We start from the raw sequence: 13,371 nt of genomic DNA on the forward strand, positions 1-13,371 counted from the left end.
GACTTTCCTCTTCGGGTTATGCATGAAGATAAGGAATCGATGCGGCGCTTGACGACTGTCCAGCCATGCGCGCGGCAGCGATCACGGCTTGTCCAAGGGCGATGCCTCCATCATTAGCCGGCACGAGTGTGTGTGTCAGGCAGCGCAGGCCGCGATTAGTCAGCGTGTCGATCAAGCCCTCGAGCAATAATGCGTTCTGCATGCAGCCACCAGAGAGCACCACTTCGTCGAAGTCATGCTCGCCCCGCAAGTGTTCGATCATGTCGGCGATACCCAGGATCAATCCTGCATGGAAACGTGCGGCGATGATGGCGGGCGGCACACCGTGCAGCAGGTCTTCGCACAAGCGCGGCCAAATGCTGCCTGGATCAAGTATCCGCGGGGTGACATGCGGCACGATATGCAAGCGGTAGTCCTCGCCATGGTGTTTCGTCGCGACGGCGAGGCAGGTCTTAAGCGTGCTACGGTCGGCCAACATTTCCAGCGCGATGGCTGCCTGTCCCTCGAATTGCGCCTGTTCGGCGTGCAGGTCGAGCGCGCCGGCCACGGCGTCGAACAGGCGGCCGGCGGAACTTGCCAGTGGGCAGTTGATGCCCTCGCGCAACATGGCACGTAAGGTCGAGATGGGTTTGGCCCGCAGCATCCGGCCCAGTTCCGTATCGCCGTAGCGTGCCGTGAAATCCTCCCACGCCATGCAGGCGAGAAGTTGTGTCAGGCTGTTGCGCCACGGTTGCCGAGCCGCCAGCCCGCCGCCCAGCATGGCGATTGGTTTCAGGCACGCTAGCCGGTGATAACCGGCGTAATCGGCCAAAAGAAATTCACCGCCCCACAGGCTGCCGTCATCGCCCATGCCTAGTCCGTCGAAGGCGATGCCAAGCACGGGGCGATGCGTTCTGGCTAAACCGTTTTCCGCCATGGCACAGGCAATGTGCGCGTGGTGGTGTTGTACAGCGATGGCTGAAACACGAGGCTCGCTGCGTGCCAGTTTGCTGCTCAGGTATTCGGGATGCAGATCGTAGGCGTGATGGCGTGGCGTGAAATCGAACAATTGGTGATACAGGATGAGATTGCGCTCGTAGTCTTCGTAGGTGTTGACTTCTTCTAGGTCACCTTGATGCTGCGACAGGATGGCTGCACCTTGTTTCACCAGGCAGAACGTCGACTTAAGCTCGGCACCGTAGGCCAAGATACCGTCGGCTTGTTCAAAACCCTTGGGCAGTGTGATCGAGCGCGGCGCATAACCACGCGCGCGTCGTAGTAACCGGGACTGGCCGGCGACAACACGCAGCACCGAATCGTCAATGCGGTTGGCAATGTCGCGATTGTGTGTGGCGATCAGGTCGGCGATGCCGTCCAATTTGGACAAGGCATCGACATTGTCGATCAGTTGCGGTTCGCCAGAGGCGTTTCCGCTCGTCATGACCAGTGGCCGGCCGAACTTGCGGCACAGCAGATAGTGCAGCGGCGTGTAAGGCAGCATGAATCCAAGCAGCCGGCTGTCCGGTGCAATGGCATCCGCCAGGGCCGGGCACTCTGGCGCGAACTCGTTGTGTACATGGAGCAGCACGATGGGCGCGGCAGAGCTACCGAGCAGTTGTTCTTCAAGCGGGGACACATGGCAATAACGGCGTACTTCGCTCACGTCGGCAGCCATGAGGGCGAACGGCTTGGCTTCGCGTGCCTTGCGCTTGCGTAGCGTGACGACCGCTTCGCGACGGGTGGCATCGCAGCACAAATGAAATCCGCCCAGGCCCTTCAAGGCCACAATCTTGCCAGCGGTAAGTGCATGACATAGATGCTGCAATTGGCGCGCCACGGTCTCACGCGAATGACTGTGGGTGTCGAACTGAAGCGGTATGCCATGCTCGTGCAGCGTCAGTGTCGGGCCGCAAGCGTGACAAGCGATCGGTTGCGCATGAAAACGCCGGTCTAGCGGATCGCCGTATTCCCGAGCGCACTCGGGGCACATGGCGAAGGCGGCCATCGTGGTTGTCGGGCGATCGTAAGGAATGCCGCGCACGATGGACAGTCGCGGTCCGCAATGCGTGCAATTGGTAAAAGGATACAGATAGCGCCGCTGCTGCGGATCGCTGATTTCGTCGAGGCAAGCCTGGCAAACGGCTGCATCGGCCGCTACGTCGGTCCGGCCTGCCGCATGGCGCGAATCGGCGATGTGGAAGCCGTGATATTCGCGAGCATCGGCACTCTCGGTCGCGGCAATGGAGTCAATCTTCGCTAGCGGTGGTGCCTCGTTAGGTAATCGATGCAGGAAATCGCGCAGATCATGCGGTGCACCGACTAGCCGGATCAGTACGCCGTCGCTGTCATTCAGTACTTCGCCGTTAAGACCGCAGGCGAGGGCGAGTCGGTACACCGTCGGACGAAATCCCACGCCCTGTACCGTACCTGTGACGCGCACATCAATGTGTTGCCACACTGTCGACATGTGCCGATCTCACCGTGTTGATACATCAGGATCCGGCTTAAATACTGATCCGGACAGGGTCGATGTCCTGCGGCACCGGCGGCGCCGCAGGACCGTGTGGCTAACGTTACTTCGGGTACAGCGGCGTGAGTCCGCTGAAGATGTGACTCACGTTGGTGTTGGCCGGCTGCTTGGTCGGCTGGTTAAGATTGGTGTGGCAACTGAAGCAGTTCGTACCGTTATTCATTTGGCTGCTGGTTCCTTGCTCGTAAGTCTCCATGGTCGTGTTGGCGAGTAGGTTGGTACCGATCTGGTTGTTAGGCTGCGTCTGGCCAGGTGCCGGGTTTTCCACCGTTTGTCCTTTGATCGTCCAGGTCACCCCGGTCATGATGTAATTGGCGCGCACATCACCGTGGATGAGCTGGGTTAGCACGCTGCTGTCGGATGAAATGACCTCGGTATTTTCTTTTATGAAGTTCGACGCGTTCGAGCCGGTACCCCAAGCCTTCAGGAGCATGGTATCGCTAGGCGTGATATTCGACGTCGCGCTGCCTTGAGTCTGTCCCTGAATATTGGGTGGTGCAAGGTAGTTCGCTTTCTGAACGTTGTAGGTTGTCGCGCCTGGTGAGGCGAATGCCCACTTGCCGGCCTGGCCTTGCGGCACGGTGGAGGTTCCACCCTGGTTATTGGTGTACTGGTAACCGGAGCTCGGCGTGTTGGTGACGTGCTCGAAGGTGGCCCAGGCCATTTCCGAATGCCCCGCGACGCTGCCGACTATATGCATGCCCACCATCGCCAAGGTGACCGTTTTATTCTGGCCGGTGGGAATCCACAGTTTCGGATTGCTCTTGTTGTAGTCGGGAACCGAGGCCGTGACGGTGATGAAGTCGTTGGGATTCAGTCCCAGCGCCGACAAGCCGACCGTATCGATCCATGCGGTTTTCAATTCGATCGTCAAGGCAATACGGTCAGGTAGAGACGAACCTTTTGAGGCCGCGTAGGCGATCACCGGGTTGAGTTGGCTTTGTGTCGTGGGGAAAAAATAGTTGTTGTTCGGCGAATAGGGGCCGAAGGTGCCGTTCACGGTGCCGGTCTGGAAGAAGGCGTACACATCGTTGACCATCGCGGCGTAGTACACCAACGACTGATTTCGTGCCAGCAGCACACCCGCCAGGGAACCGGCTTGGCCCTGCGTCGGGTCGATGGCGTCGCCATTGCTATCGACGAACACCACCTGACCGTTTGCTTCGAACGCTTGCACGAGGTGTTTGCGTTCTTCTGAAGTAACCTTAGCCAGTTCAGGGGCGATGCGCTGGGCTAGTGTCGTGTCGAGCATGGGGGCCTTCGGTAAACCGATCAGCTTGTTTGATGCATCGAAGAACTCGGGTTTCTTACCAGGCTGCGCCTGGATGCGATGGATCTCGATCATTTTACCTGCGGCGTTTCGCACCAGCGAATGACCACCCTTGGTTTGCGGCGCTGGCACCACTTCGAACATTCGCCCCTGCTTGTCCGTGACGAGCTGTAAACCGTGGGGGCCGGCTTCGGCACTACGCAGATGGAGTTGCAGCGGTGCGATGCCGCCTGGGTTTTGCGAGTAACTCGAACCCGAAATGTTATAGAAAATCGGCGAGTCGAATACGAAGCCACTAGAACCATAGGGTCCCGATGCTTGAGAGGTGAGCCAGAGGAACATCTGCGCTCCCCAATTATAGAAATTGCAATCGTTCTGGTTCGGGAACTGGATGCTGTTGGCTGGATTGACCGGGCCGTTCAGGCTTGGTTTGCCGCTGACAAACCAACTGGCAAAGGTGGCTGGCGACACTGCGCACAGCGGTTGTGCATTCGACGGCACGACGGTTTGTGCGCTGACGAATCCGGTTGGCGCCAGAGCTAACACCACCGTCGCGCTCAGCAATTTGAAAATCGCGCGGTTGTTCCGCTTCGTTGCAGCTAGCTTTCTCATGGCTCTCAACTCCTTTGGTACAGTTCTAACAAAGTTGGTCAAGCTACGATCCTGCTCGATGTAATAAATCAACATGCGCCTAAACTTTCACAGGCGATTACATGGAAGCGCTATGAGTTTGCCCTGCAGAAAATTCGAACCCAATGATTTCAAGTCGCGGCCTTCTTGTGGGCGCGATGTTCTGAAAAATGCTAACTATTTGGCGAGGTGTGCGCCTCGATTGCGATCAAGCACGCAAAATAATAAAGCTTCCCCTTTACACCATCCTTATTTCGTACGCATGTAACAACGCACCCCGTGAAAGCAGCGTGAGGGAAGAGTGCGAGAGAAAGCTCTTAGCAAAGCGTCTTTCAACGCTTGGTTTTCAGACTTCGTGCTTGATGGTTAGTCTCAAGCGTTCGACGAAGATATTCGTCCCGTGTTCGATCACGATCGTTCGTGATGATCCGTACATTACTCTTCTATAAATCTACGCGCAGTGGTATTCACGGTCGCTATTCTTGCGTCATGTCTTGCCTGTTGCTGCTCCTGTTTTACTAACCTACTTTGCGTCTTTCGTCGATCATATTGCTCGTTTTGCAATTCGTTCATCACGTCTCGAGCTGAGAAATTTTCACCTGGCAAGTTTTCGTCACTAGTGATGGCCAAAAGATTATTATTAGCCAACTTCTGCAAATCACGAGGTTTTGCAGGAGCGGGAAAATCGCTTTCATGCGCTAAATAGCCGTGCATATCATGATAATGCTTGATGCCGGCCTGTGTTTCCATGTTGGTATGGTAACTAGCACGAACAAAGGTGGGCAAAGTGATCATTGCTGCCGCCTGTTCTAGCCTGACCGGATCAGTTCTAGTCATCGATCGGTCGCCCCATGTTTGCGATGGTGCGGTGTTTCCTGTCGCTCCAGAAAGATGCCCGTCCAGTGCGGACATCGTTAGCGGTGCGGTGCCCGATGCATGGGCACGAACAGGAATGTTTTTTCTTTCCGCTTCGCCCACCCATGATTCCTTTTTAAGGTACGGATTCTCAAATTGGCGAAAATATTTATATTCAGAAACTGGCGCAAGAGGGGGGCGTTCCCCCGGTAGGAAAGTATCCGGTTCATCCATCACTCGAAAATGGCCACCAGGAACGTTTATACCGTCAGCAATCGTACCCGTTACATCGTCACTTCCGCGAGACTGATAGACCTCCCCAATGGGAGGCGTTCTATTTGAAGCAGTTAGCGCTTCGAAGCAATGCTGCACTATTAGTTGAGCGCGCGTTCGTGGCTGAGTCGGCTCTCTGGCCCAATCTCCATTGACTGACCTGTATCCCTCTGCCGTACAAATGGTCTCTATGCCGCTCACTAGCTCATGTACGGGAAGCGTTCTTGGATCAGCATCCAGAAATCGATCTAATGCATCTACATCGCCTTCTCCAGTGGGAGTCATGCCAAACCCACCGCGAGCGGTTTTGTCGCTACCACCAAGTAAGTAGTCTTTAGCCTCAGACGGCCCTATTCTATACATGTATTTTATGTGGCCATGAACGAGATACAAATCTTCAAGCACGTCCTGATCGGGATGGCCTAGGGCTATCCTTGCACTAGCATGCTCAAACTTTAGCGGGTTATTCAGCGCTTCATCCGCCGATATTTCTCCGCCTGTTAATGTTGAAACTTTCTCCAACATATTCTTATGCTTAACCGGGTCTTGATGGGCAAGCATGCTGATTGCCGGATGAGCGGGCGATGAGGACTCAGGAGATATAAAACTTTGTAACCAACTCATAATGGAAGGCGTTGCAACCATGGCAGTATTCGGCGCAGAAGTGCTGTTACTAGCCGAAGTATGATTACCATTTTCGATATTTTTTTGTGAAAGTGCATTCGATGCATCTTTAGCCGTAAAAATCGGAAAAATATTCATTTTTATGATATCAACTAAATTTATATAAGAGACACGATGTCTTGCATGCTACTCTTCTATAAATCTACGCGCAGTAGTATTCACGGTCGCTATTCTTACGTCATGTCTTGCCTGTTGTTGCTCCTGTTTTACTAACCTACTTTGCGTCTTTCGTCGATCATATTGCTCGTTTTGCAATTCGTTCATCACGTCTCGAGCTGAGAAATTTTCACCTGGCAAGTTTTTGTCACTAGTGATGGCCAAAAGATTATTATTAGCCAACTTCTGCAAATCACGAGGTTTTGTAGGAGCAGGCCAATCGCTTTCATGCGCTGAATAACGGTGCATGTCATGATAATGCTTGATGCCGGCCTGTGTTTCCGCGTTGGTATGGTAACTACCACGAACAAAAGTGGGCAAAGCGGTCATTGCCGCCGCCTGCTCGAGCCTGACCGGATCAGTTCTAGTCATCGATCGATCGCCCCATCTCTGTGATGGTGCGGTGTTTCCTGTCGCTCCAGAAAGGTGCCCGTCCAGTGCGGACATCGTTAGCGGTGCGGTACCCGATGTATGGGCACGAACAGGAATGTTTTTTCTTTCCGCTTCGCCCACCCATGATTCCCTTTCGCCATCAAATTGGCGGAAATATCTATAGTCAGAAACTGGAGCAAGAGGGGGGCGTTCCCCCGGTAGGAAAGTATCGGGCTCGTCCATCACTCGAAAATGGCCGCCAGGAACGTTTGTACCGTCAGCAACCTTACAAGCTACATCGTCACCCCCGCGAGACTGATAAACCTCGCCAATGGAATACGTTCTATTTGAGGCGGTTAGCGCATTGATGGAATTTTGGATTGTTCGTTGATCGGGCGTTTTCGGCTGAGTCGGCTCTCTGGTCCAATTCGCACCGATTGATCTGTATCCCTCTGCTGTACAAATGGTCTCTATTCCGCTCACTAGCTCATGTGCAGGAAGCGTTCTTGGATCAGCATCCAGAAATCGATCCAATGCATCTACATCGCCTTCTCCAGTGGGAGTCATGCCAAATCCACCGCGAGCCATTTTGTCGCTACCACCAAGTAAGTAGTCTTTAACCTCAGGTGGCGCCATTCTATACATGTTTTTCATGTGGCTATGAACGAGATACAAATCTTCAAGCACGTCCTGATCGGGATGACCTAGGGCTATTCTTGCACTAGCATGCTCAAACTTTAGCGGGTTATTCAGCGCTTCCTCCGCCGATATTTCTCCGCCTGTTAATGTTGAAACTTTCTCCAACATGTTCTTATGTTTAACCGGGTCTGGATGGGCAAGCATGCTGATTGCCGTAGCGGACGATGAGGACCCATGAGAGATAAAGCTTTGCAACCAACTCATAATGGAAGGTGTTGCAACCGTAGCAACATTCGGTGCATAGATTCTTTTACTAGCCGAAGCATAGTTACTGGTTTCGATCGCGGCATCTTTAGCCGTAAAAATAGGAAAAATATTCATTTGAATGAAGTCAATTAAATTGGAATTTAAATTAAATAAAAGTGGTTATTTAAGACCATGATTGGTCGGCTGGCGTGTGCGTAATTAAATAAGAATACTTTCAATAAAATTTTTTATCGATACATGTGTTTACTGATATACAGTTAAATATCGTTTATCCATGGCGATATCCGCGTTTATTTTTCGTCATATGACCATAACTCCTTCGTTGATAACGATGTTTATATCGCTATAGTCACTATTCGACAATCGCACGATTTCGGCGATTGAATTCATCAAGTCTTCCGCATTGAATGAATAGATATCCTGGTGCCACCTATAAACAATTCTGCTGTCTCTTTCGTCTATGCTAAAGACTCCACCTTTCATGAAGGACATCACATGGTTAATCTTAAGAAGGTTAATCAATGCGCTAGATGCTCCCTTTTTTATTTCCCGTAGCTTGCAATTGACGACAACGTCGGAAGGCAACTTGGTGTTTAGGGATAAGAAGACTCTTGTGGAGCCGCAGCCAATATCTAAACCACTGCTTTCTGTATCATAGGGTCCATCTACGCTTGGGTCGGATTTTATTTCGTTGCAAAGGGATGAAAATTTTTTTTCGGCTTCTTCTTGCTTGATGTCATCGTTTGCTAGAAAATCATGGCTTTCAAGTATCAGGCGAAAGTCATCCACATTAGAAAAATCGTCATTTTCACTTAGCTTGAGACTTAATTTATCAATGCAGTCAAGCGCATACATGAGCGATTGAGTGTCCAAGTGCTCCACTGGCAATGCTAGCGATATCACTATTTTATCGCGTTCACTAAATCCAATAGATGCCTGCGTATTTTCGCTCAGGGCATGGTTTATTTTCATAATGGAACGTAGTGCCTCAAGGCTTTTAGGCGATGACGCACTGTTGATCTCGGAATGGATAAGCAAGCGATTGCTGTCTACGGCAGGAATGTGGGTTATGCCGATAAGATTTCCATTCCAAGGAATATTGACCGTAATGGGCCTGTTATTACAATGGTCATTCAAGTCGGAACTTGAATCATATTGAAGAGGTATTGCATTTAAAGTACGGCTGATTTGAAACCTGTGCTCGCTGAACTTTGATTCATTTTTCATATGGTCGAAAATCATGGTGGTTGATAATCATGGTGTTCTGGGATCCTCGCATGAGGCCATTTTCAATGATCCAACGCGCCACTTCATATCGGGTAGATACCCGAGATTCACTCCGGTCTTGCTGAACGATATCAGCTTGACCGAGGCAGCTTTTTTCATCGCCAGGGCCATATCGATATAGGCGCCCTCCGCCAAGCCTCTCGCGATTCGTCTGCGCAGCCGCTAAAATGCCGATTTCCAGCATTGGCTGCTTTCCATGACCCCCCTGATTTTCGTCACTGGCGGAGTGGTGTCCTCGCTTGGCAAGGGCATCGCAGCGGCTTCGCTCGCGTCCATTCTCGAGGCGCGCGGCCTCTCGGTCACCATGATGAAGCTTGATCCCTACATCAATGTGGACCCGGGCACCATGAGTCCGTTCCAGCATGGCGAGGTCTACGTGACCGACGATGGCGCGGAGACCGACCTGGACCTGGGCCATTACGAGCGCTTCGTCCACACCCGCCTGACCGGCAAGAACTCCATGACCACCGGCAAGATTTATGACTCGGTGATCCGCAAGGAGCGTCGCGGCGATTACCTGGGTGCGACCGTTCAGGTCATTCCCCATATCACCGACGAGATTAAGCACTGCATCCACGAGGCCACTCGCGGCTTTGACGTGGCCCTGGTCGAGATCGGCGGCACGGTGGGCGATATCGAATCCTTGCCGTTCCTGGAGGCGATCCGCCAACTGCGCATCGAGCACGGGCCGGAAAAGTGCCTGTTCATGCACCTGACCCTGGTGCCGTTCATCAAGGCAGCCGGCGAAATCAAGACCAAGCCCACCCAGCACTCGGTGAAGGAGCTGCGTTCCATCGGTATCCAGCCGGATGTCCTGCTGTGCCGCTGCGAACAGCCACTGCCGGACGGCGAGCGCCGCAAGATCGCGCTGTTCACCAACGTCCCCGAACAGGCGGTGATCAGCGCCGCTGATGTGGACATCATCTACAAACAGCCGCTGTGGCTGCATCAGCAGGGCCTGGACGACATCGTGGTCAAGCGGCTGGGTCTGGACGCCAAGCCGGCCGATCTTTCGGGCTGGCAGCGCACGGTCGAGGCCGTGGAGCATCCCAAGGACGAGATCACCGTGGCCATCGTCGGCAAGTACGTCGAACACAAAGATGCCTACAAGTCCCTGGGCGAGGCGCTGCGGCACGGCGGCATCAAGCAGCAAACGCGCGTCAACTTGAAGTGGATCGATTCGGAGCAGATCGAGGCCGAAGGCGCTGCCAAGGTGCTGGCCGGGGCGGATTCGATCCTGGTGCCAGGCGGCTTCGGCAAACGCGGTTTCGAAGGCAAGGTACTGGCGGCCAAGTACGCTCGCGAGCACGGCGTGCCGTACTTCGGTATCTGTTACGGCATGCACGCGGCCGTGGTGGATTTTGCCCGTAACGTGGCTGGCCTGACCGATGCCGATTCCAGCGAGAACGACCGCCATACACCCAACGCGGTGATCGCGCTGATCACCGAGTGGACCACCACGGCCGGTGAAGTCGAGCAGCGCAGCGAGCGCTCGGACCTTGGTGGCACCATGCGTTTGGGTGCGCAGGAATGCCGTCTCAAGGCCGGCACCCTGGCGCGTCAGCTCTACGGCGAGGACGTGGTGCGCGAGCGTCACCGCCACCGCTACGAATTCAACAACCGCTATCGCCAATCCTTCGAGGATCTGGGCATGGTTATCTCCGGCAAATCGATGGACGATCTGCTGGTGGAAATCGTCGAATTGCCGATGCAAAAGCATCCGTGGTTCCTCGGCTGCCAGGCGCATCCGGAATTCACCTCCACGCCGCGCGATGGCCATCCGCTGTTTATCGGCTTTGTGCGTGCCGCACGTGAGTTCAAGGCGGTGCGCGATGGGCAAAAGCTGGCACAGGAGTCGGCGGCATGAAGTTGTGTGGTTTCGAAGTTGGCCTGGACAAACCCCTGTTCTTGATCGCCGGCCCTTGCGTGGTCGAATCCGAGCAATTGCAGATCGATACCGCCGGCAAGCTGAAAGAAATCACCAGCAAGCTCGGCATTAACTTCATTTTCAAATCCAGTTACGACAAGGCCAATCGCTCGTCGGGCGAAAGCTTCCGTGGGCTTGGCATGGAAGAAGGCTTGCGCATCCTCAGCGAAGTGAAGCGCCAGCTGGGCGTGCCGGTGTTGACCGACGTGCACGAATACACGCCGATGGACGAAGTCGCTGCGGTGGTGGATGTGCTGCAGACACCGGCATTTCTCTGCCGCCAGACCGATTTCATCCAGAAGGTGGCGCGCACCGGCAAGCCGGTGAACATCAAGAAAGGCCAGTTTCTCGCGCCGTGGGATATGAAAAACGTGGTCGCCAAGGCCAAGGCAGTCGGCAACGAGCAGATCATGGTCTGCGAACGCGGCGCCAGCTTCGGTTATAACAATCTGGTCTCCGACATGCGCTCGCTCAGCGTGATGCGCGAAACCGGCTGCCCGGTGGTGTTCGATGCCACGCATTCGGTGCAGTTGCCGGGTGGGCAGGGCACCAGTTCGGGTGGTCAGCGCGAATTCGTGCCGGTGCTGGCGCGTGCGGCTGTTGCGGTGGGCATTGCTGGTCTGTTTGCGGAGACGCATCCGGACCCGTCCAAGGCGCTTAGCGATGGGCCGAATGCCTGGCCTTTAGACAAGATGGATGCGCTGTTGCAAACGCTGTTGGAATTGGATGTTGTGACGAAGCGACATGGGTTCCTAGAACAACAATGACACGCTAACTCCCTCTCCCCGGAGGGGAGAGGGAGCAGGTTTCGCTAGTTTGATGTTTACATTCTTCAATCTTCAGGAACGCCATGACCACCACCATCACCCACATCCACGCCCGCGAAATCCTCGACTCCCGCGGCAACCCCACACTCGAAGCAGAAGTCACGCTCGCCAGCGGCGCCTTTGGCCGCGCGGCCGTGCCCAGCGGTGCCTCGACCGGTACGCGTGAGGCGGTGGAGCTGCGTGATGGTGACAAGTCCCGTTACCTGGGCAAGGGTGTGAAGAAGGCGGTCGGCAACGTCAATGGCGAAATCTTGGGTGCATTGAAGGGTTTCGATGCGGCTGACCAGAAAGGTCTGGATGGCAAGCTGATCCAACTCGATGGCACCCCGAACAAGGGCCGCCTCGGTGCGAACGCGCTGCTCGGTGTTTCGATGGCCACCGCACACGCTGTCGCCGCTTCGCGCCGTGAGCCGCTGTGGAAGTACCTTTGCAACGGCAAGCCGGGCGCACTGCCGGTGCCAATGATGAACATCATCAACGGTGGCGCACACGCCGATAACAACGTCGACGTGCAGGAATTCATGGTGCTGCCGGTCGGCCTGCCGAACTTCGCCGAAGCGCTGCGCGCCGGTACCGAAATCTTCCATGCATTGAAGAGTGTGCTGAAGGGCAAGGGCCTCAACACCGCGGTGGGCGATGAAGGTGGTTTTGCACCGAACCTACGCTCCAATATCGAAGCGCTGGATACCATTCTCGAAGCCGTGAACAAGAGCGGCTACAAGATCGGCAGCGACATCCTGCTCGGCCTCGACGTGGCCAGCTCCGAATTCTTCAAGGATGGCAAGTACGATCTGGAGGGTGAGGGCAAGGTCTACACACCGGCGCAGTTCGTCGATCTGCTGGCAAGCTGGGCGCAACAATATCCCATCGTCACCATCGAAGACGGCATGGCCGAAGGCGATTGGGCCGGCTGGAAGCTGCTCACCGACAAGATCGGCAATAAGGTGCAACTGGTCGGTGACGATCTGTTCGTCACCAACCCGGCGATCTTCCGCGAAGGCATCGAGAAGAAGATCGCCAACGCCATTCTGATCAAGGTGAACCAGATCGGCACCTTGTCGGAAACGCTGGAAGCCATCGCCATGGCCGATGCCGCCAAGTACGCCGCGATCGTCTCGCATCGTTCGGGCGAAACCGAAGACACCACCATTTCCGATATCGCCGTTGCCACCACCGCCACCCAGATCAAGACTGGCTCGCTGTGTCGTACCGACCGCGTGGCCAAATACAACCAGTTGCTGCGGATCGAGGAACAGTTGGGCGCCGAAGCGCGTTATGCTGGCCGCAATGCGTTCCCGAACCTGTCGCATCTGCCCGGTTGAGCGAGGTCACGCCCATTCATGTTGCGCTGGGTCGCCTTGGTCCTGCTAATGATACTGATCGGATTGCAGCTTAAACTGTGGTCCAATCATGGCGGCATGTCCGAGGTGGAAGCGCTGCGCACCACGATAAAAAAACAGGGTGACGAGAACGACAAGCTCACCCTGCGCAACCAGGCGCTCGCGGCGGATGTGAATGACCTCAAACATGGCGAGCAAGCGGTGGAAGCCCGTGCCCGTGCCGAGCTGGGGTTGATCAAGCCCGGCGAAACCTTCTATCAGGTGGTGCCAAAGTCGGGTTCCAATGCGACTGACCCTGCGGCTTCGGGTATAAGCGGCCATTGAATCCCGCACCA

General features: G+C 54.8%; 10 protein-coding genes. 4 read left to right on the top strand and 6 right to left on the bottom strand.

All coding sequences use genetic code 11. The features are described from left to right. Positions 1-16 precede the first annotated feature (16 nt). From hypF to EO087_RS03525, 6 genes are all read right to left on the bottom strand, one after another. Complete coding sequence (hypF, locus tag EO087_RS03500; protein WP_128897667.1) at positions 17-2,446, bottom strand: carbamoyltransferase HypF; 2,430 nt, start codon at positions 2,444-2,446, stop codon at positions 17-19. Positions 2,447-2,552: 106 nt separating this feature from the next. Then, on the bottom strand, positions 2,553-4,391 hold the full coding sequence (locus tag EO087_RS03505; protein WP_128897668.1) for a hypothetical protein: 1,839 nt from the start codon (positions 4,389-4,391) through the stop codon (positions 2,553-2,555). Between the two features lie 453 nt (positions 4,392-4,844). Beyond that, positions 4,845-6,299, bottom strand: a complete 1,455-nt coding sequence (locus EO087_RS03510; RefSeq protein WP_128897669.1) for a hypothetical protein — start codon at positions 6,297-6,299, stop codon at positions 4,845-4,847. Positions 6,300-6,347: 48 nt separating this feature from the next. Continuing rightward, entirely contained in the window at positions 6,348-7,769 is a 1,422-nt protein-coding gene (locus EO087_RS03515) for a hypothetical protein (protein WP_128897670.1), read from the bottom strand. A 186-nt stretch (positions 7,770-7,955) separates the two neighbouring features. Beyond that, complete coding sequence (locus tag EO087_RS03520) at positions 7,956-8,882, bottom strand: CesT family type III secretion system chaperone (RefSeq protein WP_164931755.1); 927 nt, start codon at positions 8,880-8,882, stop codon at positions 7,956-7,958. Further along, complete coding sequence (locus tag EO087_RS03525; protein WP_128897672.1) at positions 8,872-9,126, bottom strand: hypothetical protein; 255 nt, start codon at positions 9,124-9,126, stop codon at positions 8,872-8,874. The genes EO087_RS03520 and EO087_RS03525 overlap by 11 nt, the downstream gene beginning before the upstream one ends. Positions 9,127-9,138: 12 nt before the next feature. Between EO087_RS03525 and EO087_RS03530 the strand changes: the two genes are divergently transcribed. From EO087_RS03530 to ftsB, 4 genes are all read left to right on the top strand, one after another. Further along, positions 9,139-10,809 (top strand): CTP synthase, encoded by a 1,671-nt coding sequence (locus EO087_RS03530; RefSeq protein WP_128897673.1) that lies wholly within the window; start codon positions 9,139-9,141, stop codon positions 10,807-10,809. After that, positions 10,806-11,636: a 3-deoxy-8-phosphooctulonate synthase gene (gene kdsA, locus EO087_RS03535; RefSeq protein WP_128897674.1), complete on the top strand. Its 831-nt coding sequence runs from the start codon at positions 10,806-10,808 to the stop codon at positions 11,634-11,636. Before EO087_RS03530 ends, kdsA begins: the two co-directional genes overlap by 4 nt. Positions 11,637-11,719: 83 nt before the next feature. Then, the gene (gene eno, locus EO087_RS03540; protein ID WP_128897675.1) at positions 11,720-13,018 is read left to right on the top strand and encodes a phosphopyruvate hydratase; all 1,299 of its coding nucleotides are present in this window, start codon (positions 11,720-11,722) and stop codon (positions 13,016-13,018) included. A gap of 18 nt (positions 13,019-13,036) precedes the next feature. Continuing rightward, positions 13,037-13,360: a cell division protein FtsB gene (gene ftsB / locus EO087_RS03545; RefSeq protein ID WP_128897676.1), complete on the top strand. Its 324-nt coding sequence runs from the start codon at positions 13,037-13,039 to the stop codon at positions 13,358-13,360. Positions 13,361-13,371 lie beyond the last annotated feature (11 nt).

Origin of the sequence: Dyella sp. M7H15-1, from assembly GCF_004114615.1 — a bacterium.
Taxonomy (GTDB): Bacteria; Pseudomonadota; Gammaproteobacteria; order Xanthomonadales; family Rhodanobacteraceae; genus Dyella_B.

Coding starts and splice junctions, on each gene's coding strand:
- hypF (WP_128897667.1), bottom strand. CDS start 2,446: ATGTCGACAGTGTGGCAACACATTGATGTGCGCGTCACAGGTACGGTA.
- EO087_RS03505 (WP_128897668.1), bottom strand. CDS start 4,391: ATGAGAAAGCTAGCTGCAACGAAGCGGAACAACCGCGCGATTTTCAAA.
- EO087_RS03510 (WP_128897669.1), bottom strand. CDS start 6,299: ATGAATATTTTTCCGATTTTTACGGCTAAAGATGCATCGAATGCACTT.
- EO087_RS03515 (WP_128897670.1), bottom strand. CDS start 7,769: ATGAATATTTTTCCTATTTTTACGGCTAAAGATGCCGCGATCGAAACC.
- EO087_RS03520 (WP_164931755.1), bottom strand. CDS start 8,882: ATGAAAAATGAATCAAAGTTCAGCGAGCACAGGTTTCAAATCAGCCGT.
- EO087_RS03525 (WP_128897672.1), bottom strand. CDS start 9,126: ATGCTGGAAATCGGCATTTTAGCGGCTGCGCAGACGAATCGCGAGAGG.
- EO087_RS03530 (WP_128897673.1), top strand. CDS start 9,139: ATGACCCCCCTGATTTTCGTCACTGGCGGAGTGGTGTCCTCGCTTGGC.
- kdsA (WP_128897674.1), top strand. CDS start 10,806: ATGAAGTTGTGTGGTTTCGAAGTTGGCCTGGACAAACCCCTGTTCTTG.
- eno (WP_128897675.1), top strand. CDS start 11,720: ATGACCACCACCATCACCCACATCCACGCCCGCGAAATCCTCGACTCC.
- ftsB (WP_128897676.1), top strand. CDS start 13,037: ATGTTGCGCTGGGTCGCCTTGGTCCTGCTAATGATACTGATCGGATTG.